We start from the raw sequence: 22,829 nt of genomic DNA, 5'->3' as shown, positions 1-22,829 counted from the left end.
CGCAACTTCAGCCACCTCGGACATCCCACGCTCTCTCATAACTCCACAAGCCCGGCCAAGCGATTGCCGATGATGGCTTCCGCTTCCGCCATGATGCGGTCCAGCAGTTCCCGCACCGTGGGCACGTCATGGATCAGGCCTTGGGCCATGCCGGCCCAGAAGATTCCCTGTGCCATATCGCCGGTCTTCAGCAGTTCACGGCCCTTGGCACCGGCGACCAGTTCCGCCACATCCTGGAACACCGCCTCGGGGGCTGACAGGCGGCGCACCACCTCGTCGGAAACGGCGTTCTTGCCGACGCGGGCCGTATTATGGAACCTGCGGAAGATCAGGTTGGTGCCGCGTTCGTCATTGTCCAGATAGGCCTGCTTCACGTTCGGATGGATCGGCGCCTCCACGGTGGCACAGAAGCGCGTGCCCATATTGATGCCCTCCGCACCCAGGGCCAAAGCCGCCACCAGGCCGCGCCCATCGGCGAACCCACCCGACGCGATCAGGGGGATGCGCACCTTGTCCGCGGCGGCCGGGATCAGGATCAGGCCGGGTATGTCATCCTCCCCCGGATGGCCCGCACATTCGAACCCGTCGATGGAAATGGCATCGACCCCCTTGCGTTCGGCCGACATCGCGTGACGGACGGAAGTGCATTTGTGCAGGATCTTGAGGCCATTGGCCCTGAACATCTCCCATATCGGCGCCACGGCCGAGGTACCGGCCGTTTCCACCACCGTGACTCCGCTGTCGATGATGGCCTGGGCATAGGCCTGGTAATCGGGGGAGCGCGTCGTGGGGAACACGGTCATGTTCACGCCGAACGGCTTGTCCGTCATGGAACGGCACCGCGCGATCTCGACCGTCAGCGCTTCCGGCGAGGGTTGCGTCAGGGCGGTCAGGATGCCAAGGCCGCCAGCGTTGGACACGGCCGCCGCCAGCTCGGCATAGCCGACATTCTGCATGCCGCCTTGCACGATGGGGCGTTCGATGCCCAGCAGTTCCGTCAGTCTCGTCTTGATCATCTCGCGTTCTCCTTCACTGGTTTGCCGTCCGCCCCGCGCGCCTCGACAATGGTCAGGCGCAGGGCGGAGGCATGATTGTCATTATGGAAAACTTCCTGCCGGGTCGGCATCAGGTCGGTAGCGGTGGCCAGCGGCCCCTCCGTGCCCTTGTTGCGGGCAAAACGCGGATGGGCACCGCCGGCGATGATCAGGCGCAGCCTGTGCCCGCGCCGGAACCGCCATGCCGTGGGCCAGCAGGAAACACTGATGCGGCGCATGCCCGATCCGTCCCCCACCAGGGCGTCCGGGCGCAGGCGCAGATAGCCGTCGGACACCTGGATCGACCGGCCCTTCGGATCGACATCGCAGAGACAGGCGAAGAAATCTGCCTGTACCCGGTCCGCGCGGACATGCAGGTCCACCGTTACCGGGCCGATCGCATCCATGTCGCCCTGCAAGGGGGCACCGGTATGGACCAACACGTCGCCCCGCCGTTCCAGCGCCGACATCTCGCGCACTCTGGTGCCGCCGATGGTGCGGGGTCCGTGAATGTCGGGCGTCGGATCGGCCGGATCATAGGTGAAACAGCCGCTCCCCTCGCCGGCTTGCGGCGGCTGCCGATCCAGCCCCCCGCGGGCACGCAGAAAGAAATCAACGCCAAGCGCTGCCGGCGGCGGCCAGGATGGATAATCCCGCCATTCCCCCGGCCCCTGCAGGTAAAGCCGCACGGGAGCCCGGCCACCATTCGCCCGATCACCCGCCGCCAGCCGGGCAAACATCGCCAGCGACAGTTTCAGCCCCTCGAACATGCCGCGCATGGACGCGTGCTGCCATGGCCCGATGGTCAGGAAGGCGGGCTTGCCGGCCGCCTGCCGTGCCTCGAAATCCTGGATCTGATAGGGCAGGAACACATCCTGCCAGCCACCGACCATGGTCACGGGCGCGTCCAGCCGCGTCACCGCCCCGGAAAAATCGACCGCCCGCCACCAGGGGTCGGTCGTGTCCTCATGCAGGACCCAGTCGCGCCACCAGGGTATGGGTTGGCCGAACGCCGCCACATCCAGGGTGCCGACGGGCAGGCACCCGTGCACCGCGTCCAGGCTGCCCTCTTTCGGACGGCGCATCTTCCGGCCAGGAACGGGATCGGTCATCTGCCGCATCAGCTCCGCCCAGCCCAGGGTGAACGCCTGGGAGAAGCCGCCGCCATGCAGGATATGGTCACGGAAATTGGACAGGGTCATGGCCGTGCCCATGCCGTCCAGCCGATCCCCCGCCACATCCGCCATCGCCCATTGCACCGTGCCCAAATAGCTGGGGCCAAAGGTGAAGAACGGGCCCTTGAACCAGGGCTGGGCGCGCAGCCAGTCGATGGTGGCGGCTCCGTCATTGCGTTCCTGGCGCAGCGGGTCGAAGACCCCGCCCGATCCCATGGTACCGCGCACGCACTGCACGACGACCGCAAAGCCGCGTTCAGCCAGCAGGCCGGCCATCAGCCCGAACAGGGTCCCCTTGCCATAGGGGCTGCGCATCAGCACGGTGCCCAGCGGCACCCGGCCTTGCGGGAAATGCCGGTCGGCCAGCAGGATGCTGCCATCCGGCATGGCAACGGGCAGGTCGCGCTCTACGCGGACCCGTCGCGTCTGCCGGGGTGGCAGGCCGAAAATCTTCCCGGCGATCCAGCGGGCCACGCCCCAATCTGCCATGACACCTCTCCGGCGGATGATGCATCCGGTCCCGGCCGGCGCGGTTCCTTCCATAAGGGCAGGGTCCGTCCGCTGCCAAGATCGGGAGGGAGGGCCGGCCCCAGCCATCGCGGCCACGATGGCTGGATGGGTACCAATAGCGGCATGCGCGCGGCCCAATCCAGGCAATCAGTCTGAATGATGCAGCACCTGCCCGCCGATCAGCGTCGCCGCCACCTGTCGCCCCTCCCCGTCGCCCGACAGCAGGCAGAGATCAGCCGGCTCTCCTTGACGCAAGCGCCAGCGCGGCTGCCCCGGATTATCGGGCGTCCCTAGATAAAGGCCCAGGGCAGCGCGCAAGCCCAGCCGTTCACCGGCACCCAGCAAAGCCCCTTCCCTGGTCCGCCGCGCCATCGCGGCCCGGACACCGTCCAGCGGCGCCAGCGATCCATAGGGCGCATCGGACCCGGCGGCCACGGCGATGCCACCGGCCCGCAGGCTGCCCAGCCGATAGAGATCATCCGTCTCCGCCGGATCAATCACCGTCCGGTACCGATCGCCCCGGTCATGGATGAAACAGGGCTGGGTCACGACGGTGAGCCGCCTTTCGGCGATCTCCGTGATCAGGCCCGCCGGGATGATCCCGCCATGTTCGATACGGTCACCGGCCCGGGCGCCACCGGCCTGATCCAGGGCCGCCAGATAGACGACCAGTTCGGTCAGAGTCACGCAATGCGCCGCCACCGGCCGGCCGGTCTGTCGCGCGGTCCGGATGCGGTCGGCGACATGCTCCACCGGTGGCAGGTCGCGCTCATCATAGGCGATCTTCACCGGCCCCAGCCGGTACCCTTCCCCCGGCGGCAGGTCGGCCTTGCCCATCAGAGTCAGGCGCTGGGTCAGGCCGGCCGCCGACAGCAGGGCTGCCTCCGCCGCCCCGTTGCCGGCCCCGGCATCGCTGACACCCGTGATCCCGGCCCGCAGCATGGCTTTGCCCAGGGGGGCAAGGTCCGGTACCTGTCCGCCCAGCCGGTCGCGAAGCCAGCCATCCTCCCGCCAGATACGGCCAGTGGGCGCCCCGTCGGCATCCCGTTCCACGCCCGGCGCAAACGGTGCCGGCCCCAGCCGGTCCAGCCCGGTCCGGTTCAGCATCCACAGCGCGCCCGTCCGGTCCTGTAGACGCAGGGGCCGGTCCGCCATCCAGTGTGTCAGCCGGTCCGCATCGGGCAGTCCCGCCGCGCGCTCGTCATATCCGACGGCCCGCAGCCAGCGATCGGGTGCCTGCCCTTTGTCCGCAGCCCGCAGAGCGGCGATGACCGCATCCTCCGTCACCAGCCCCGTCAGGTCGACCGACGCCATCCGTGCCGCACTGGCCAGCAGGTGCAGGTGATGATCGTGGAAGCCAGGCAGCAGCAAACCGCCCCGCCCATCCAATTCCGGCCCTGTCCACCCCGCCCCGTCACCCCAGTCGGCGACCAGCCCGTCCCGGACCACCACCGTCAGGGCCTGCCCGTCAATATCGCGCGTGTTGCGGATGACGAGGTCGGCGCGGGTCATGCGCATCCCCGCATGCGCGCCGCCACCCATGCGGCACTGCCGGCCAAGGACACATCCAGCAGCCCGGCGCGACCGTCGCGCACCGCCTCAAACGTTGCCAGCGCCGCGATCAGGCCGGTGCAGGGATCCGCCAGCGCATCGCCCAGGAAACGCGGAACACCGTCTTCCCACGCCAGCAACCCGCCCGCCGCCGCACAATCATCCCCGAACCCGACCCGCGCCGCCCCCTCCCCCGCCCAGCCATGGGCCGTGACAGCGACCCACAGCAGGCCGGGTTTCAATGCAAACAACCTCTCCGGCGTCAGGCCAACGCGGGCCAGCGCCCGGGGCCGGGCCGACGTGACCAGGACATCCGCCCCGGCGATCAGCTCGATCAATGCCGGATCGTCCAGCGCCATCACCAGCCGCCGCTTGCCCCCGTTCAGCCGCCGGTCCAGGTCCGGGGTGCGAATGGGCGTGGGGTCGGGCCGGTTAGGGCCTTCCACCTTCACCACCTCCGCGCCCGCCGCCGCCAGCAGCCCGCCCGCCAGCGGCCCGGCCCACAGCGCCGAAAGATCAACCACCCGGCGCAGTCTGCCCCACCCCTGTCCGGGCTGGCGCAGTTCCGGCCAGGACGCCAACACTTCCCCCACACATGCCACGGGCAGATGCAGAAGCACGGCGCGCTCCTGCAGCGCCACCTTGTGGCGGACTGGCAGAATCTGTTCAACGATACGCCATGGATTGCCGCCTGCATCCACTTCCAGCCAGGCCGGCACCGTCTCCCGATCGTCCGGCCTGGCCAGGTTGACGGCCACCCAGCCATCCAGCGCCCGGACCAGTCGGCAGTGGCCGTTGGGGGAGGACCGGCCGGGTGGCTGCAAACCCAGCGCCCCATCCCGGCGCAGCAGGGTCTCCGGCTCGACAGGTACCGTCAAGCGTCGGCCCAAGTCCCGCAGGACCGTATGCAGCGCTGCCTTCATGCGGGCAGCACCTGCTGCACCAGCCCCCAGGCCAGCGCCCGCTCCGCCGGCAGGCGGGCGCCCGACAGCACCATCCACACCGTCCGGTGCCGGCCGATGGCGCGTGACAGGCTGACGGTGCCGCCCGCACCGGGGATCAGGCCCATGCGAAGTTCCGGCAACTGGAACCAAGCGCCCGCCCGGGCCACACGCCGGGCCGCGGCGGCGGGCACCTCCAGCCCGGACCCGATGGCGCCGCCATGGAACACCACTTCCAGCCTGTCGCCCAATTCATGACAAAGCCGCGCATTGGCGTGCAGCGTGCGCACCAGATGGGCGGCGGCCGGGTCGCGGGCCGTACCGAATTCCGCCAGGTCCCCTCCAGTGGAAAAGCATTTGCCCGACGCCACCAACCGCACGTCGGGCACACTGGGGTCGGCCAGTGCATTGGCGAGCGCGGTGTAGAGCGCATCGCGCATGCCGGCATTCATGGCGTTGCGGCCGGCGGGATCGTCCAGGGTCAGCATCAGCATATCCTCTTCGCGCTCCACACGCACCCGCTCACCCGCGGGCTGAGGGGGGACGGGCCGCGGTCCGCGGCGCGCCAGCCAGGCCTTGAACGCCGCCCCGCCCAGCAATGTGGAATAGGCAAGAGACTCAACCGTCAGCCCGTCATTGAACGGCAACCGTTCCACCAGCCGCATTGTCTGGCACAGGATCGTCGCCGCCATGGGGAACGAGGCCACCTGCCCGGCCAGCCGCTCCACCCCCTTTACGCAGGACGTCCCCCCGACCCAGGGTGCAGGCGGGTCAGGGGCACTGGTCAGCAGCAGGTCGAAATCTCCCGGATCGACGGACGGCAACGCGCCGCCGGGATCGGTGCCGATCACCACCGACTGGATGGGAACGCGCCCGCGCCGGAAGCGGGCGGCATCGACCACCAGGCAGGGCCGGGCGCCAAGGGCCGAGAATTCGGCGATATCCAGGGGGTCGGGATCGATCATCGGCGCCAGCCTATCCCGGCCGCACCACCCGTGAAAGCCGCCTGCACGACGCCCTGGCGATATGAGCGGCCCCCGGCCCCGATCGGCATTGCCAGTTGCGCCCGATCCCGAAAAACATGGGCGCGCGTCAAGCGGGAGAAGAAGAAATGGCCAACAGCGCCTTCGATGAGATCGTGGATTTCCTGGTGGTGGGCAGCGGTGGCGGCTCCATGTGCGCCGGGCTGGTCCTGCGCGATGCCGGCAAGTCCGTCCTGATCCTGGAGAAGGCTGCCCTGGTGGGTGGTACGACGGCCAAATCGGGCGGCGTCATGTGGATCCCCGGCAATCCCTTCCTGAAACGTGACGGCATCCGGGACAGCGCCGAACAGACGCTCACCTATCTGGACAATGTCGTGGGTGACGCCGCAGACGCGCCGGGTGCCACCCGCGAGCGGCGGGAAACCTATGTGCGCCAAGCCCCGCGCATGGTGGAATTCCTGGTGGCCAAGGGCATCCGCCTGACCCGCGTCGGCCAGTGGCCGGATTATTATGATGAACGGCCCGGCGCCTTGAAGCAGGGCCGCACCGTGATCGCGGAGTTGTTCGACATCAACGAACTGGGCCCCTGGAAGCACAAGCTGCGCCCTGGCTTCATGCCCGTGCCGGCCACATTGGAGGAGGCGTTCCAGATCCCCTGGATGCGCAGGAGCTGGGCGTCGAAGAAGGTCATCGGCCGCGTCATCCTGCGCGCCATCCGGGCAAAACTGACCGGTAAACAATATGTCTCCGCCGGGGCGGCGCTGCAGGGGCGCATGCTGCAGGCGGCGTTGAAAGCCGGGGTGGAACTCCGCACCGACAGCCCGGTGGACGAACTGCTGATCGCGGATGGGCGCGCCGTCGGTGTGGTCACCATCCGGGACGGCAAGCCGTGGCGCGTGGGCGCGCGGCTGGGCATCCTGGTCAATGCTGGCGGCTTCGCCCGCAACCAGGACATGCGCGACCGGTACCAGCCCGGTACCCGCTCCGACTGGAGCAACGCCATCGAGACCGATACGGGCGGCATGATCCTGGAGATGGCGCGCCACGGCGCCGCCCTGGCGCAGATGGAGGAGATGGTGGGATACCAGACCACCATCCCGCCGGGCCAAGAGGCAGCTGACATCAAGCCCCCGGCCCAGAGCCTGACCGCCAAGCCGCACGCCATCCTGGTCGACCAATCAGGCGTGCGGTATCAGAATGAGGGCGGGTCCTACATGCAATATTGCCGCAACATGCTGGCCCGTAACCGGACCGTGCCCGCCATCCCCAGTTGGGCCATCTTTGACAGCCGCTACATCGCCGATTACATGCTGGCCGGCACCATGCCGGGCAAGAAGAAGCCGGCCGCCTGGACCGAACGGAACTATCTGCGCCAAGCCGGCAGCATCGCGGAACTGGCAGCCCGCATCGATGTGCCCGCAGAGGCGCTGTGCGCCACCATCGACCGGTTCAACGGCTTTGTGGATCAGGGGCGGGACACGGATTTTCACCGGGGGGAGCGCGCCTATGATGACTGGCTGGGCGATCCGTTCCACGCCCCGTCCAAGTCGCTAGGCCGCATCGACCAGGGCCCCTTCTATGCGGTTCCCGTGGTGCCCGGCGATGTCGGCACCTATGGTGGCGTCGTCACCGATACCCATGCCCGCGTGCTGCGCGACGATGGGTCGGTGATCGAGGGGCTGTACGCCACGGGCGTTTCCACCGCTTCGGTCATGGGCCGCGCCTATCCGGGGGCGGGGTCCAGCATCGGCCCCTCCTTCACCTGGGGCTATGTCGCGGCCCTGCATGCCGTGGGGGCGTAGCGTAAGCGCTACACCCCCTTGTTCCTTTCCTGCGCCGCCGCGATATCGGCGCGGTAATGGCGGCTGGCCATCAGGTAGGACAGCAGGGCCGGCACCGCCAGCAAGGTGGCGGACAGCAGCGCCCAGCGCAGCGATTCCTCACCATAAACGGGGCGCAGCAGATCGCTGACGATGCCGATGAATTGCGGCCCCAGCCCAACGCCTAGCGAACTGATGATCAGGAAGATGCAGGCGGACGCGGTGGCGCGGGCCTGGACCGGTGCCAGGGTCATGACGATGGCCACCATGGGACCGGCGATCAGGCCGGCCAGCATCACCTGACACGCCAGCAGCCAGAAGACCTGCCCGATGGGGGCCTGGAAGGCGGCGGCGGCCAGCAGGCCCGCCGTGGGCACCGTGATCATCGGCACCCAGAAATGCCAACGCAGGTCGCGCTTGCCCAACAGGTCCAGCGCCGGGCCGCCCACGATATGCCCGATCAGCGACCCCGTGCCCAGCGCCAGGCCCAACGACGCCCCGATCTCCGATTGGCTCAACCCGTGGGAGCGCAGCAGGAAGGCCGGCACCCAGCTGGATATCCCCATGCTGAGCAGTGCCGTCAGCGTACCGGCCACCGTCAGATAGGGGATGGTGCGGATGGCGAACAGCTGGCGCAGCGTGGCGAAGAAGGAAAGCGGCGGCAGCTCTGCCCGCACCCCGTCAGCCATGCCCTTGCGGACCTTGGGGAAGGTCAGGAAGACCAGCGGCCCCAGGATCAGCCCCGGCAACCCGGCCAGCAGGAAGGTGGCGCGCCAGCCGAACTGTTCTACCGCCCAGCCGCCGAACAGCAGGCCGGTGCCGATGCCGATGGGCGAAGCCAGCAGCAGGATCGACATGGCCGTGGCGCGGCGCTGCCGGGGGAAGATGTCGCCGACAATGGCCTGCGACGGGGCGTTGCCGCCCGCCTCCCCAAACCCGACACCGACGCGGGCCAGGAACAGCTGCAAGAAGCTCTGCGCCGTCCCGCACAGCACGGTCATGACGCTCCACACCGTCACGGCGATGGCGATGACGCGCGGGCGGGACCAGCGGTCGGCCAGACGTGCCGCCGGAATGCACATCACCATATAGGTGGCGGCAAAGGCCAGACCGGTCACGAAACCGATCTGGCTGTCGCTCAGCGACAGGTCGCGGCGGATGGATTCGATCAGGATATTGATGATCTGCCGGTCGATGATGCTGACGCTGCCGACCAGGGCCAGCACGATCAGCATGTACCAGCGCCTGGCCGCGGAAATCTCGTCCACGGGCCCGCCGGCCGACGGTTCTGGAATGCCCTTGTCCACGCTGCCTCCCCCATATTCTTTTTAAGGTCACCTGCCGCCTGTCGCGGCGCCCGGCCCACTATTCGGTGCCGGCACCATGACGGCAATGGTCCAAACCCCACTGGGCACTCACGGGCAAGCCTTGGTGCATGCACCACCCTCAGGGCCCGAAATTCTCCACCGGTGCCGGGTCGGGAACCGGGTTGGGGCGGATGGACCCGAAGGGCTGTTCCAGACGGCGGCGCACGCGCGGCCGGTCCAGCGGCAAGGTCAGGGCGTCGGCAGCCTTCTGTGCCACAATGTCGGCCTGGGTGAAGCGGGTGCGCAGGCGCAGATAATCGCCCCAGGTCGGGCAATGATAGCGCTCCGTCCATATCTCCGGATCGCTGATATCGCGGGCCAGCGACCAGTCGAAACCGCCATTGCGCAGCCGCACATGCGCCAGCTTCAGCATGGCGTCATAGAAATCCCCCACCTTTTCTGCCCGCACCTTATAATCCAGCTCCACCACGACGGGGCCGGAGCGCAGGGCCAACTCCAGCGCCACTTCCGGGTCACTGCGGATGTCGGCGGGGGCCAGATCGGCATAGGCATTGCGGATCAGCGGGAACAGGCGGCCCACCAGCGGCAGCACGCCCATCAGGCCGGCCGAGGCGTAAAGCGCCATATCCACGCCGAACCTTGCCGCCACCATCCCCCACAGCGCCGCACCCAACGCGATGCCACCCGTCAGCGCGCATTGGAACAGGGACAGCGCACGCCCCGTCACCCAGCGCGGGGCCGCGAACTGCACCGTGACGTTCAACAGCGCGATGGTCAGGATATTGGTCGCCCCCACCAGGAACAGAGCCCCACAGGACAGGGCCAGATGCCGGCTGAAACCGGCCAGGACCAGTGCCACAACCGACAGGCAGGCGCAGAGGCTGACCGCACCTTCGATCGACAGACGCCGTTCCACCCGCCCCACCATCAGGGCACCCGCCACCGCCCCGACACCGCTGGCCCCCAGCAGCAGGCCGAAGGCGGCGGCATCGCCGCCCAGCAGGTCGCGCGCCACCAGCGGCGCCAGCGCCAAGGCCGCCGCCCCTGCCACCCCGAACAGGAAGGCACGGGCGTGCACGCGGCGGATGGGCTGCGAATAAAGCGCGTAGCGGACACCCGCCACCACGGCCCGGTCCAGCCGCTCCGGCGGCAGGGCGGATGCGGACGCCGGACGCCGCCACAGCAGGAAGGCCAGGAACAGCGGTACATAGCAGACCATGTTCAGCCCAAAGGCCGTCCCTGCGCCCAACGCCATGACGACGCCGCCGCCAATGGCCGGCCCGACGCTGCGCGCAATATTATAGCTGATGGTGCCCAGCGCCACGGCGGCCGGCAGGCGGGGCGGGTCCACCAGGTCCGGCAAGGTGGCCTGCCAAGCCGGCGCGTACAGGGCCACGCCCACCCCGATCAGGCTGGCGAAGCCCAGCAGCAGCCACGGTGTCGTCAGCCCCAGCAGCGACAAACCCGTCAGCAGCGCCGAGGCGCAGATGGCGAAGCCCAGCCCCGCCAGCGCCACCAGCCGCCGGTCGAACATGTCGGCGATGGCCCCGGCCGGCACGGCGACCAGCATCAAGGGCAGCATCAGGGCCGTTTGCACCAGCGCCACCATGGCCGGCGACGGCGACAGCCGCGTCATCTCCCAGGCCGCCCCCACGCCCAGGATCAGTTGCCCGAAGTTTGAGAGAAGGCTGGCCAGCCAGACCCGGCGGAAGGCCACCACCCCCAGGGGCGCCAGGATGCCGCCCCCCTTCCCCGACGCGCTTTCCCCATCAGCCACACGGCACCCCCATCCCCGGCAACCCCGCCAATCTACCGCCCGCACCAGCGCCCGCCAGACATGTCGGGCGCAGTGCCGCATCAATCGCCCCGGCGATTGGTGGTTTGCCGACGCACATGCGATATCCGCTGAAACCTGACATTGAGGGGGAGAAGGCCATGGCCGAGGCATTCATCATCGACGCCGTGCGCACACCGCGCGGCATCGGCAAGATGGGCAAAGGGGCATTGTCGCACCTGCATCCCCAGCATCTGGCCGCCACCGTCCTGTCGGCGCTGCGCACCCGCAACGATCTGGACCCGGCATGCATCGACGATGTGATCTGGGGCACCAGCGCGCAGATGGGCCTGCAGGGCGGCGACATGGGACGCATGGCGGCGCTGGATGCCGGCTTCGACGTCACGGTCAGCGGCGTCACCCTGGACCGGTTCTGTGGCAGTGGCCTGACCGCCACCAGCCTGGCCGCCGCCCAGATCATGGCGGGGATGGAGGATATGGTGATCTCCGGCGGCACGGAGATGATGTCCTATGTCACCCAATATGGTCAGGATCTGCGCGCGGCGGGCGTGAAGTCGCCGGGCGGCCTGGGCAGCGGCAACGAGCGGCTGGCAGCCAGGCACCCGCAATCCAACCAGGGTGTGTGCGCCGACGCCATCGCCGCGCTGGAGGGGATCGGCCGCGCGGCACTGGACGCGTTCGGCGCCGAAAGCCAGCGCCGCGCGGCCCTGGCCATCGCACAAGGCCGCTTCGCCCGGTCCCTGATCCCGGTGGTCGGCGATGACGGTGCCGTGATCCTGGACCGCGACGAACATCCCCGCCCCGGCACGACGGTGGAGCAGTTGGCAGCCCTGGCCCCTTCCTTCGCCGCCATCGCCGATATGCCGGCACAGGCCGACGGCACAACCTTCAAGCAGCTGGTCAACCTGAAATATCCCGATCTTGACATCGTGCCGCTGCACCATGCCGGCACCTCGTCCGGCAATGTCGATGGGGCAGCGGCCCTGCTGCTGGCGTCGGAAGGTGCCGTGAAGCGCAGGGGATTGAGACCGCGCGCCCGCGTGGTGGCCACGGCCAATATGGGCGGCTGCCCGACCCTGATGCTGAACGCGCCCGTGGCGGCCGCGCACAAGGTGCTGGCCAAGGCCGGCCTCACCATCGCCGACATCGACCATTGGGAGGTGAACGAGGCGTTCGCGGTGGTGGTGGAGAAAGTCATCCGCGACCTCGGCCTGGACCGGGCTGCTGTGAACCCCAATGGTGGCGCCATCGCCCTGGGCCACCCGATCGGTGCCACGGGCGCGGTGCTGATCGGTACCGCATTGGATGAGCTGGAGCGGACGGGTGGGCGTTACGGACTGATCACCATGTGCGCGGCCGGTGGCATGGCGCCTGCCATCATCATCGAGCGGCTGTGACCCTGCCCGTTTGCAGCTTTCTTTTGCGCACCCGGTCGCTATCTTGTCGGCCGATGGAGGATCTTGGATGACGAACCAGATGTTCAGGGGCAGCGGCGGCGGTATCCGGCGTGATCTTTCGCTGAAGATCATCGCGACGGCGCGCACCCTGCGCAAACGCTTCGACCAGCGGGTGGCCGACCTGGGCGTGACGCGTTCGCAATGGACCATGATCGCCGCCATCGCCCGCTTTCCCGGCATGACGCAGCGGACCATCGCGGAAACGCTGGAGATCACGGAGGCGTCGGCCGGCCGGCTGATCGACAAGCTGTGCCAGGAAGGCATGCTGCGCCGCACCCCGCGCAACGATGACCGCCGCGCCTATAATGTGGAGGTCACCGAACGCACGGAACCGTTGCTGGCCCAGCTGGGCGTGCTTGCCGAACAGCTGGAGAAGGAGACGTTCCACGGCCTGACGGAGGCGGAGCTGACCCAGCTTTACGCGCTGCTGGGCAAGATCGCCGACAATGTCGCGGAGCCCTGGCCGGCGGAGCTGGAAGTCTGATCCCCATTCCAGGAACGCCTTGTGGACACGGCCCAATGTCAGCGGTATGTCGCCACCGCCCTCAGCGCGGCTGCATGCGGATGGCACCGTCCAGGCGGATGGTGGTACCGTTCAGATAGGCATTGCGCACGATCTCCAGCGCCAGTCCGGCATATTCACCGGCATCGCCCAGGCGCGACGGGAATGGCACCATGGCACCCAGTGCCTGCTTCATCTCCGCCGGCATCCGCGCCATGGCGGGCGTGTCGAAGATGCCGGGCTGGATGGTGCAGCAGCGGATGCCCTCACGCGCCAGGTCGCGGGCGATGGTCAGGGTCATGCCGACAATGCCGGCCTTGGCGGCGGAATAGGCCGCCTGCCCAATCTGCCCCTCCGTCGCGGCGGCCGACGCGGTGTTGATCAGCACGCCGCGTTCGCCGTCGATCGGGTCCAGCGCCATCATCCCCGCCGCCGCGCGCGTGATGCAGCGGAAGGTGCCGACCGTGTTCAGCCGCAGCACCCATTCAAACTGTTCGGCCGGGAACATCTTGATCTCGCCCGTCGCCTTGTCGCGCCGCACCGTAGGGATGGCGTTACCGCCGCCGGCACAACAGACCAGCACGCGTTCCTGGCCGTTGGCCGCCCGCGCCACCGCAAAGGCCGCATCAACCGAGGCATCCGACAGCACGTCGCAGGTCACGAAGACGGAGCCGGTCTGTGCCGCCGCCCTGGCCCCCGCCTCCGCATTCATGTCGAAGATGGCGACCCTGGCGCCGGCCGCGCGCAGGGCCTGGACCGTCGCCAGGCCAAGGCCGGAGGCACCACCGGTCACCACCGCCGCAACGGAGCTGTCGATTTTCATGGGCTTTACTCTCACCGGAATGGAAATGCGTGGGGGCCGCATAAGGCCCTTCCTGGCCCGGAGCATTCCCCGGTCCCCCGTTCCGCTCAACAGCGCAATGCGTTGACGCACCGTGATATCGCCGTGGCGTTAGCTCGGGCGCCAAGGCCCCGAACCGCCCCATCGCGCTTGCAAATGACTGTTTCGTGCGACCATTTTTCGCCACGAACTTGAGGGGACCAGCGGCATAGGCGCCGCCAAGCTTCACCCAGTAAATCCGGAGAAATGGACGGCGATGACACAGGTGATGAAGGGGATCAGGGTGCTGGAGGTGGCGCAGTTCACCTTTGTGCCCGCCGCCGGCGCCATTCTGGCCGACTGGGGTGCAGACGTGATCAAGGTGGAGCATCCCGAGCGCGGCGATGCACAACGCGGCTTCATCAATCTGGGTGGGATGAAGGTCGATCCTAGGCGCAACACCATGATGGAGCATCCCAATCGCGGCAAGCGCAGCGTGGGCGTGGATGTCGGCACCCATGAGGGCCAGCAGGTGATCTATGAGCTGGCGAAAACGGCCGACGTTTTTCTGACCAACTATCTGCCCGGCGCGCGGCAGAAGCTGCGGATCGACGTGGAGCATATCCGCGCCGTGAACCCGAAGATCGTCTATGCGCGCGGCAGTGCTTATGGCGACAAGGGGCCGGAACGCAATGTCGGCGGCTTTGACGGCACCGCCTTCTGGTCACGCAGCGGCATCGCCCACAACATGTCGCCGGCCGAACTGGATGGACCCTTGCAGCAGGGCATCCCGGCCTTCGGCGACAGTATCGGGGGCATGAACATCGCGGGTGGCATCGCCGCCGCCCTGTTCCATCGTGAGCGCACGGGCGAGGCGCTGGAGGTCGATGTCTCGCTGCTGTCCACCGCCTGGTGGGCGTCGGGCACATCGATCGACATGTATCTGGAAACCGGCACGGTCATGCGCAACCGCATGCCGCGGTCCGGTGCCAGCCCCGGCAACCCCTTCATGGGCAATTTCCGCACCCTGGATGGCGGCACCATCAATCTCTGCACGTTGCAGCCGGGGCCGCATGCGCGCAGCCTGTTCACCCATGTCGGCCGGCCGGAACTGGCCGATGACCCGCGCTTCTGCGAGGTCCGGGCATTGATGGAGAACTGGGCGGCGGCCAGCGCCATCCTGGTGGAGGCGTTCGCGGCCAAGCCGTTCGCGTATTGGCGCCAGCACCTGAAGACCTATTCCGGGCAATGGGCGCCGATCCAGAGCCTGCTGGACCTGACGGCCGACGAACAGGCGCTCGCCAACGACATGCTGTTCGAAGTGGAGGCCGCCGACGGCGGCAAGCCCCTGCGGCTGGTGCGCGGGCCGGTGCAGTTCAACGGTGCTGCCGTCACCACCACGCGCGCACCGGAGGCATCCGAACATACCGAAACCGTGCTGATGGAGATCGGCATGGAATGGGAACAGATCAAAAAGCTGAAGGGCGTCGGCGCCATCGCCTGATGCCCCGGTGACAGGAATGACGACATGAAACCGGGTATGAAACTGAAGAGCGCGGCCTGTGACACCGAATTGATGGTGATCAAGTGCGGCCAGGGCAGTGTGGAATGCGGCGGTGCGCCCATGGCGGCGGACAGGCCGGCCAGCCCGGCCGCACTGGACCCCGCCCATGCCGGCGGCACCCTGATGGGCAAGCGCTACGTCGATGCCACCGGCACCTTCGAACTGCTCTGCGTGAAGCCGGGCAAGGGCTCGCTCAGCGTCAACGGCACGGCGCTGTCGGTGAAGGACGCCAAGCCGCTGCCCGCGTCCGACTGACTGACGGGGTATCCATGAACATCTCCCTGATTTTGCAGATGGCGGCGGATGCCGCACCTGACCGTGTCGGCCTGGTCTGCGGGACCGTGCGCTGGACCTATGGCGAGTTGCTGACCGCCGCGCGCGGCGCCGCCGACCTGATCACGACCGGCGGTGCCGCCCATGTCGCCCTGCTGGATGAAAGCAGTGAGGCGGCGGTCATCGCGCTGTTCGGCGCCGCCCTGGCGGGTGTGCCCTATGTGCCGCTGAATTACCGTCTGGCCGACGCCAATCTGGGTCCGCTGGTCGACCGCATCGCGCCGGCCTTGCTGATCGGCGACGGCGACCGCGCCGCGCGTGCCGCCACCCGCAGCGACCTTGTCACGCAGACGCGCACGGGTTTCGTGGCCGAAGCCCTGTCGCGCGGCGCCAGGGTTGAGGCGGCGGAGGGACCTGACGGCGAAACCATCGCCATCCAGCTGTTCACCAGCGGCACGACGGCGGCACCCAAGGCCGCGATCCTGCGCCATTCCAACCTGTTGTCCTATATCCTGGGCACGGTGGAGTTCGCATCCGCCGGGGAGGGCGAAGCGGCCCTGGTCAGCGTGCCGCCCTACCATATCGCCGGCATCGCAGCATTGCTCAGCTCCATCTATGCACAGCGGCGCATCCTGCTGCTGCCGGCCTTCGACCCGGCGACCTGGCTGTCGCTGGCGACGGTGGAGGGCGCCACCAACGCCTTCGTCGTGCCGACCATGCTGGCCCGCATCATTGAGCATATGGACAAGGCGCCCGGCGCCGGCGTGCCCGGCCTGAAGGCGATCGCCTATGGCGGCGGCCGCATGCCGCTGGAACTGATCCACCGCGCGCTCGACCTGTTCCCGGCAACGGGCTTCACCAATGCCTATGGTCTGACGGAGACCAGTTCCACCATCGCCATCCTGGGGCCCGACGACCATCGCGCCGCGCACGGATCGGATGATCCAGTGGTGCGCGGCCGACTGGGTTCCGTGGGCCGCCCCCTGCCCACCGTCGAGATCGAGATCCGCGACGAGGAAGGCCGCGTCCTGCCTGTCGGCGAACGGGGCGAGATCTATGTGCGCGGCGATCAGGTGTCGGGCGAGTATCGCGAACGGTCGGCGCTGGATGCCCGGGGCTGGTTCCCCACCCGCGATGCCGGCTGGCTGGATGATGCGGGTTACCTGTTCCTGGCTGGAAGGGCCGACGATGTCATCGTGCGCGGGGGCGAGAACATGTCGCCCGGCGAGATCGAGGATGTGGTGCTGGAACATCCCGCCATCACCGATGCCTGCGCCGTCGCCATCCCGTCGGTGGAGTGGGGAGAGGCCGTAGGCCTAGCCATCACCATCCGCGACGGCCAGGCGGCACCCACGGATGCGGCCCTGTGCGATCTGATCCGCAACCGCCTGCGGTCGTCCCGCATACCCGAGCGCATCCTGATCGCACCGTCACTGCCCTATAATGAGATGGGCAAGCTGCTGCGGCGCGAAGTGAAGACCTGGTTCAAGGACTGACCTGCCGACAATCGGCCGCCGCGCCGCACAAGGCCGCCCCTGACGCCGGCCACCCCATCCCGAGGGATCACGGCAAATAATTGTTTGCCGGCAGCAGCTTCGCGCCCGGTATATCGAACCGGCGTCATCACCGCGCCTGCGCGACTTATTTTGCGCTGCACCAAAAAATGAGACCATATCATTTTTAATTGACAACCTGCCCGATCCAGACGAATATCCAGGAAAGCACGGGAGGAGTTCAAAATGTCCAACATCCAAAATGGCAACAAAGCAAAAATCGCCAAGCGAGTTGTCGAGATTTTCGAATTCATCGATGAAGAGAACCGCGAAGTTACGGTGATGGATATTGTCCGCCGGTATGACTGGCCGCAATCCAGTACCTCTGAACTTCTGGCAAGCCTTGTCGATCTTGGCCTTCTTTACAAAAATTCCTTCTCCAGAACTTATACCCTGTCGCAGCGGGCGGCCATGCTGGGGTCCAGCTGCCAGCCGGCCATCGTCCGCGACGGGCGCCTGACCCACATGATCGACCGGCTGGTGGTGCAGACGGGCCTGAATGTGGCCACGTTCGGCATCGTCGGCGTGCGGTCCCAGATTTTCTCCTGGCGGGCCGGGGTGGCGGGCCAGATGTCCGGCCCCTCCTCCCTCTATGGCGGCATGCAGGAGCGGCTGACGGATTCCGCGACGGGCTGGCTGCTGCTCTCCACCATCGCGCAGCCGCGCCGCGACGGCATGGTCCGCCGCCTGCTGGCCGACATGCAGGAAGAGACCAAGCCCAGCTTCGCCGACATGACCGCCCGGATCGCCGTCTGCCGCGACCGGGGCCATGCCACCGGCCCCGTCGGCTGCGGTTCCAGCGCACAGGTGACTGCCCTGCTGCTGCCGGGACAGCCGGAAGGCCGCCCGCTGGCCATCGGCTTCGTCTATGAACCGTCGGCCGTGATCGAGGAGGCGGCCCTGCTGCGCTGCCTGCGTGACGCCATTACCGCCCATGTCGAGTTGGACAATACACCAGCCCCGCTTTCCTTCATCCGAACCTCCCGCATGGGGTTTCCCGCTGAGCCTGAACGGATGGCCGTGTGATCCCATGTGGCGCCGCTGCCTCGGGCTTGGGGCCGGCGGCGTGAACTGACGGGCGGTCTTCGGACCGCCCATTTTTTGTGCCTGCCCCATCTTTGCCATCCCCCCCAAGCAAAAGCCCCCGCCGGTCGCCCGGCGGGGGATACGCCATCAAGCCGCTGTCTGCTTGGTCGCGTGGTGCTTGAACATCTTCATCAGGTCGCCCGAGGTGATGGGGCGGCTGACCCCCTCCTCCACCGGCCGGGCACCGCCGGACGGCTTGGGCGTCACATCCACGCCCTTAGCCGCCGCCGCCGCGCGCAGCGCACCGACGGTCAGGTCCTCGCGCCGATGGTGCTTGAACGGGTCGAAGCGGAAGAAGCGGGCGGCGTTCTGGTGAGTGACCTTGTCGATCTGCGTCGGCGTCAGGTGCCTGATGCTGTCCCACAGATGTTCGGGCACTTCCGGCCACAGGCTGTCGGAATGCGGATAGTCACATTCATACGCCACGTTATCCTCGCCGATCGCGTCCAGATTCTTCAACCCGAACCGGTCATCGATGAAGCAGTTCAGGAAATGACGCTTGAAGATGTCACTGGGCTTGGTCTCACCCTGGATGACGGTGTTCGTCCAGGCCCGGTGACGCCAGTTGGAGAAGTCGGCGCGCTCCATGAAGTACGGGACCCAGCCGATGCCGCCTTCCGACAGGGCGACGCGCAGGGTCGGATAGTCGTGCAGCGCCTTCAGCTGCAGCCAGTCGGCGGCACCCGTGGAGATCGACATGGGCATGGTAGTGATCCAGGCCTCGATCGGGGTCTCCATCGACGCATGCGGTGCCGGATTGCCGGCGCCGATATGGGTGCAGATGGTGATGTCATGCTCGACGATCGCCTTCCAGAACGGCGCCCAATATTCATTGTGGATGCTGGGCAGGCCCTGGGAGGTCGGGTTGTCTGAGACGGAGACGGCAGTGCAGCCCATGGAAGCCACGCGCGCGATCTCCTGCACGGTCGCCTCCATGTTCCAGGTCGGCAGGATGGCGCAGGGGATGAAGCGGCCGGGATAGGCACCGCACCAGTCCAGGATGTGCCAGTCATTATAGGCCCGCAGATGCAGCAAGGCGGCATCCTTGTCCGGCGCCTTGTGGAAGCGGTTGCCGTCGAAGCCGACGCAGGAACCAAAATTCAGCGAGGCGGCGATGCCGTTGACATTCATGTCGTCGACGCGGGCATGCACGTCGAAGCAGCCGGGGCGCAGCTGTTCCAGCGCCGTCGGCTCCATGCCGTATTCCTCCATCGGGCGGCCCACCACCGCGTTCAGCCCCACAGACGGCAAATACATGCCCTGATAGGACCAATAGCTGGTGCCGTTCTCCGCCACGCAGAATTTCGGCGCGCTGGCCAGCGCGTCGCCCTTCAGGTGGCGGTCGAACATGTCCGGCGGTTCACTGATATGATCATCCACGCTGATCAGGATCATGTCGTTCATTTGCATGGGTCGTCTCCTCTGATTTTACTAACCTTGTATAGTATTTTTCAGTCCCTGGCGAGCAGCAGGGCCGCCGCCATCGGCCCGCCCCCCGACGTCGCGACCGCCACGCGCGGGCTGCCCGGCACCTGCCGATTGCCACCCTGTCCGCGCAGTTGCACCACGGCTTCGTGCGCCATGCCGAAACCGTGCAACCGGCCGGCGCCCAGCTGGCCGCCACCGGTATTCATGGGCAGCTCCCCATCCAGCGCGATGCGGTGGCCGCCTTCCAGGAAGCGGCCGCCCTCGCCCAGGTCGCAGAAGCCCAACCCCTCCAGCCAGGTGATGGGCTGGAAGGCAAAGCCGTCGTAGAACTGCACCAGATCGACATCGGCCGGCCGGTAATCGGTGTTTCGCCAGAGGTCGCGGCCCGTGGCATAGGCCCCGGCCCATTCCGCCTGGTCCCAGCTGTAGCGGTCAACGGACCCGGCCGTGGCCGCAATACGCACCGGCACCCATGCCGACGCCACCTCGTCCAGCGCATCACCGGCCGACACGATCAGGACCGTGGAGGCGTCGGTGAACCGGTCACAATCGTAAAGGCACAACGGCGTGGAGATCATGCGCGCCGCCATGTATTCGTCCATGGTCAGTGGTTTCTTCACCAGCGCCCGCGGGTTGCGCACGGCATTGGCATGGCCGTTCAACGCCACCTGCGCCAGCTGCTCCCGCGTCAGGCCATAGCGCTTCATGTGCCTTGTCGCGTACTGCGCGGTCCAGTTGGCCGCCGACAGGGCGAAGAACGGGGCGGTCCATTGCGAGGATCCGTCCACCTCCTTGCGGCGCAGCGGCGGAAACTCCTCCGGCCGCGCCAGGGCCGCCGCCTCATAGACGGTGCGAAAGCAGAGGACATGCCGCGCTTGGCCAGCCTGTACAGCCGCCGCCGCCATGGCAACCGCCCCCAGCTGCGCCGTCAACTCCCCGCCCCCCACATGCCAATGCGTTTTCAAGCCCAGCGCCTCGATCAACTCGTCCGTACCAACGGGCGAGAAACCCAGGAAGGTCGGCATGCGGCCGGGATATGTGGCCACCCCGTCGATCTGGTCGAAGCCCAGGCCCGCATCGGCCAGCGCCTCGCGCACGGCGTCAACGGTCAGGCCCAGGGGGGAACGCGCCAGGCGCACCCCCACCTCCGACATGCCGATCCCAGTGATATAGGCTTCGCCCCGTGCCATGGTCAGGCCGCCTTTTCGAACAGGGGGAACCAGATACCGTCCTGTTCCTCGAACCGCACCCGCACGCGGTCACCGACATCCACCTCCTCCACGGGACAGCCCACGATATTGGTGGTCAGGAACACGCCGGGAGCCGCGTCCAACGCCACGCGGGCGATGACGAACGGCACTGCCAGCCCCGGCATCCAGGGCTGGTGGTTGATGGTGTAGCTGTCGATGATGCCGGTGCCGGCCACCGGGGTCGGTGCCACCGCTTCCGACCGGCAATGCCGACAGACCGGCCGGGGCGGATGCGTATGGCCACCACAATCGGCGCAGCAGGTGATGTAGAGGCGGCCTTCCGCCCCCCCCGTCCAGAAGGCGCGATTGTCAGTATCCAGTTTCGGCCGGGGCCGTGGCACGCTCATGACCTGCGGCCCCCGCTGGTCCCCTGACGGTCCGGCGTCATTGGCGAATTCTCCGATAAAGGCTGGGATGTCCGGCAATCATGTTGTCGCCCCACCCCAGGGATGGCAACGCAGGGGTCGGGTGCGGGGCGACATATCGCGCGGGCGATTGACGGGGTGGGGACCGGCATCGCCCCCGCGATCAAGGGCGGCCACCGGTTGATCACCCCGGGGCGCTGATGTTTATTGGGGTCCGACCGGGTGGCGGGCGATGGCCCCCACGACTGCTGTGACAGGAGCGCATCCATGAAAATCCGCATCCGGAAATCCGCCTGCGTGGGCAATGCCCGCTGCGCGGCGGTATCGGAGGTGCTGTATAAGCTGGATGATGAAGGCTATATCGCCACGGACGTCATCGACGTGCCGGAAGGCATGGAATTGCTGGCCAAACGCGGCGCGCGCGCCTGCCCGGAACGCATCATCACCATCGTCGAAGACGACAAGGCCTGAGCGGCAGCATCTGTTCGGCCCCCCTTTCCATCCGCCCAAGGAATGAAAACAAGATGTCAGACACTCTCGGCTACAAGGGCAAGCGCGTCATCGTCAGCGGCTGCTTCTCCGGCATGGGGGAGGCGACGGCCCGGCTGCTGCTGGACCTGGGTGCGGAAGTTCATGGCCTGGACTTCAAGGACAGCGCCTTGCCGCTGGCCTCCTTCAACAGGGTCGATCTGCGCGACCCGGCTTCGATCGAGGCAGGTGTGGCCGCCATCGGCGGCACGGTGGAGGCGCTGTTCAACTGCGCCGGTCTGCCGCAGACCGCCCCGCCCATGGATGTGATGAAGGTGAACTTCATCGGCACCCGCCACCTGACCGAACAGGTGCTGCCGCTGATGGGTGCGGGCGGGGCCATCGCCAACATCTCTTCCATCGGCGGCATGGGGTGGAGCCGGCGCGTGCCCGTGATCATGGGCATCATCGCCACGCGCGGCTATCAGGCAGCCATCGATTGGTGCGAGGCCAACAAGGACACCGTAGCGGAAGGCTATGCCTTTTCAAAGGAAGCGGTGAATGTCTGGACCATGCTGTCTGGCGCACACTTGATCAAAAAAGGTATCCGTATCAACGCCACCATGCCCAGCCCAACCCAGACGCCGATGATGGCCGCGTTCGAGGCGGCAACCCCGGCTGAGATTCTGCTGGCCGCCACCCAGCCCATCGGCCGGCGCTCCACGCCCGCAGAACAGGCCGGCGGGCTGGTGCTGCTGAACAGCGCGCTCGCCGGTTTCGTCAACGGCGTCGTGCTGCCGGTGGATGGCGGCTTCATGGGTGGCGTAGCCACGGGTCAGGTCGACATATCGGCCATGATGCGGCGCTCCGGCTAACCAGAGCGGTTGCCTCCCGATGCCTTGCAACGCCGCCCCCGCATGATGCGG

The 22,829-nt window shown here is 67.5% G+C and carries 20 protein-coding genes; 9 read left to right on the top strand and 11 right to left on the bottom strand.

Annotation, left to right across the window (positions count from 1 at the left end; all coding sequences use genetic code 11):
• Positions 1-35: 35 nt before the first annotated feature.
• The 5 genes from AC1Q7F_RS15010 to AC1Q7F_RS14990 all read right to left on the bottom strand — a co-directional run bounded on the left by AC1Q7F_RS15010 (position 36) and on the right by AC1Q7F_RS14990 (position 6,176).
• The gene (locus AC1Q7F_RS15010) at positions 36-1,016 is read right to left on the bottom strand and encodes an NAD(P)H-dependent flavin oxidoreductase (protein ID WP_492508192.1); all 981 of its coding nucleotides are present in this window, start codon (positions 1,014-1,016) and stop codon (positions 36-38) included.
• Complete coding sequence (locus AC1Q7F_RS15005) at positions 1,013-2,698, bottom strand: CocE/NonD family hydrolase (protein WP_492508190.1); 1,686 nt, start codon at positions 2,696-2,698, stop codon at positions 1,013-1,015. The genes AC1Q7F_RS15010 and AC1Q7F_RS15005 overlap by 4 nt, the downstream gene beginning before the upstream one ends.
• A gap of 168 nt (positions 2,699-2,866) precedes the next feature.
• Positions 2,867-4,231, bottom strand: a complete 1,365-nt coding sequence (locus AC1Q7F_RS15000; protein WP_492508188.1) for an amidohydrolase family protein — start codon at positions 4,229-4,231, stop codon at positions 2,867-2,869.
• Entirely contained in the window at positions 4,228-5,193 is a 966-nt protein-coding gene (locus tag AC1Q7F_RS14995; RefSeq protein ID WP_492508186.1) for a CoA transferase, read from the bottom strand. The genes AC1Q7F_RS15000 and AC1Q7F_RS14995 overlap by 4 nt, the downstream gene beginning before the upstream one ends.
• Positions 5,190-6,176, bottom strand: a complete 987-nt coding sequence (locus tag AC1Q7F_RS14990; protein WP_492508184.1) for an enoyl-CoA hydratase/isomerase family protein — start codon at positions 6,174-6,176, stop codon at positions 5,190-5,192. Before AC1Q7F_RS14990 ends, AC1Q7F_RS14995 begins: the two co-directional genes overlap by 4 nt.
• 146 nt (positions 6,177-6,322) lie before the next feature.
• Here AC1Q7F_RS14990 and AC1Q7F_RS14985 point away from each other — a divergent pair, with 146 nt between their 5' ends.
• On the top strand, positions 6,323-7,996 hold the full coding sequence (locus AC1Q7F_RS14985; RefSeq protein ID WP_492508182.1) for an FAD-binding protein: 1,674 nt from the start codon (positions 6,323-6,325) through the stop codon (positions 7,994-7,996).
• 8 nt (positions 7,997-8,004) lie between these two features.
• On the opposite strand, the gene AC1Q7F_RS14980 is transcribed toward AC1Q7F_RS14985, so the two are convergent.
• Both AC1Q7F_RS14980 and AC1Q7F_RS14975 read right to left on the bottom strand, forming a co-directional pair.
• Positions 8,005-9,321 carry a spinster family MFS transporter gene (locus AC1Q7F_RS14980; RefSeq protein WP_492508180.1) on the bottom strand — a complete coding sequence of 439 codons (1,317 nt, stop codon included), beginning with the start codon at positions 9,319-9,321 and terminating at the stop codon, positions 8,005-8,007.
• A 139-nt stretch (positions 9,322-9,460) separates the two neighbouring features.
• A complete protein-coding gene (locus AC1Q7F_RS14975) occupies positions 9,461-11,119 on the bottom strand; it encodes an MFS transporter (RefSeq protein WP_492508178.1) in 1,659 nt (552 codons plus the stop codon).
• Between the two features lie 158 nt (positions 11,120-11,277).
• Here AC1Q7F_RS14975 and AC1Q7F_RS14970 point away from each other — a divergent pair, with 158 nt between their 5' ends.
• Positions 11,278-12,534 carry an acetyl-CoA C-acetyltransferase gene (locus AC1Q7F_RS14970; protein WP_492508176.1) on the top strand — a complete coding sequence of 419 codons (1,257 nt, stop codon included), beginning with the start codon at positions 11,278-11,280 and terminating at the stop codon, positions 12,532-12,534.
• 67 nt (positions 12,535-12,601) lie between these two features.
• The gene (locus AC1Q7F_RS14965; protein WP_492508174.1) at positions 12,602-13,078 is read left to right on the top strand and encodes a MarR family winged helix-turn-helix transcriptional regulator; all 477 of its coding nucleotides are present in this window, start codon (positions 12,602-12,604) and stop codon (positions 13,076-13,078) included.
• Positions 13,079-13,139: 61 nt separating this feature from the next.
• Here the strand turns inward: AC1Q7F_RS14965 and AC1Q7F_RS14960 are convergent, their stop codons facing one another.
• A complete protein-coding gene (locus AC1Q7F_RS14960; RefSeq protein ID WP_492508172.1) occupies positions 13,140-13,919 on the bottom strand; it encodes an SDR family NAD(P)-dependent oxidoreductase in 780 nt (259 codons plus the stop codon).
• 274 nt (positions 13,920-14,193) lie between these two features.
• Here AC1Q7F_RS14960 and AC1Q7F_RS14955 point away from each other — a divergent pair, with 274 nt between their 5' ends.
• The 4 genes from AC1Q7F_RS14955 (at position 14,194) to AC1Q7F_RS14940 (ending at position 18,332) form a co-directional block, all read left to right on the top strand.
• Positions 14,194-15,420 carry a CaiB/BaiF CoA transferase family protein gene (locus AC1Q7F_RS14955; RefSeq protein ID WP_492508170.1) on the top strand — a complete coding sequence of 409 codons (1,227 nt, stop codon included), beginning with the start codon at positions 14,194-14,196 and terminating at the stop codon, positions 15,418-15,420.
• A 36-nt stretch (positions 15,421-15,456) separates the two neighbouring features.
• Positions 15,457-15,735 carry a hypothetical protein gene (locus tag AC1Q7F_RS14950; RefSeq protein WP_492508168.1) on the top strand — a complete coding sequence of 93 codons (279 nt, stop codon included), beginning with the start codon at positions 15,457-15,459 and terminating at the stop codon, positions 15,733-15,735.
• Positions 15,736-15,749: 14 nt separating this feature from the next.
• Complete coding sequence (locus tag AC1Q7F_RS14945; RefSeq protein ID WP_492508166.1) at positions 15,750-17,249, top strand: class I adenylate-forming enzyme family protein; 1,500 nt, start codon at positions 15,750-15,752, stop codon at positions 17,247-17,249.
• Positions 17,250-17,492: 243 nt separating this feature from the next.
• On the top strand, positions 17,493-18,332 hold the full coding sequence (locus AC1Q7F_RS14940; RefSeq protein WP_492508165.1) for a helix-turn-helix domain-containing protein: 840 nt from the start codon (positions 17,493-17,495) through the stop codon (positions 18,330-18,332).
• A gap of 147 nt (positions 18,333-18,479) precedes the next feature.
• On the opposite strand, the gene AC1Q7F_RS14935 is transcribed toward AC1Q7F_RS14940, so the two are convergent.
• The 3 genes from AC1Q7F_RS14935 to AC1Q7F_RS14925 are packed head-to-tail and all read right to left on the bottom strand — an operon-like array spanning position 18,480 to position 21,417.
• Positions 18,480-19,802, bottom strand: coding sequence for an amidohydrolase family protein (locus AC1Q7F_RS14935; RefSeq protein ID WP_492508163.1), 1,323 nt, complete (start codon positions 19,800-19,802; stop codon positions 18,480-18,482).
• A gap of 41 nt (positions 19,803-19,843) precedes the next feature.
• Positions 19,844-21,010 carry a thiolase family protein gene (locus tag AC1Q7F_RS14930; protein ID WP_492508161.1) on the bottom strand — a complete coding sequence of 389 codons (1,167 nt, stop codon included), beginning with the start codon at positions 21,008-21,010 and terminating at the stop codon, positions 19,844-19,846.
• A 2-nt stretch (positions 21,011-21,012) separates the two neighbouring features.
• Complete coding sequence (locus AC1Q7F_RS14925) at positions 21,013-21,417, bottom strand: Zn-ribbon domain-containing OB-fold protein (protein ID WP_492508159.1); 405 nt, start codon at positions 21,415-21,417, stop codon at positions 21,013-21,015.
• A 285-nt stretch (positions 21,418-21,702) separates the two neighbouring features.
• Here AC1Q7F_RS14925 and AC1Q7F_RS14920 point away from each other — a divergent pair, with 285 nt between their 5' ends.
• Together AC1Q7F_RS14920 and AC1Q7F_RS14915 are read left to right on the top strand one after the other, a co-directional pair.
• Entirely contained in the window at positions 21,703-21,906 is a 204-nt protein-coding gene (locus AC1Q7F_RS14920) for a ferredoxin (protein ID WP_492508157.1), read from the top strand.
• Between the two features lie 53 nt (positions 21,907-21,959).
• A complete protein-coding gene (locus AC1Q7F_RS14915) occupies positions 21,960-22,778 on the top strand; it encodes a coniferyl-alcohol dehydrogenase (RefSeq protein ID WP_492508155.1) in 819 nt (272 codons plus the stop codon).
• The last annotated feature ends 51 nt before the right edge of the window (positions 22,779-22,829 follow it).

It is taken from the genome of Niveispirillum sp. GW835-FHT14G11 (assembly GCF_058793615.1).
Note: the sequence above shows the minus strand (reverse complement) of the source record. Positions and strands in the feature narration are given on the sequence as shown.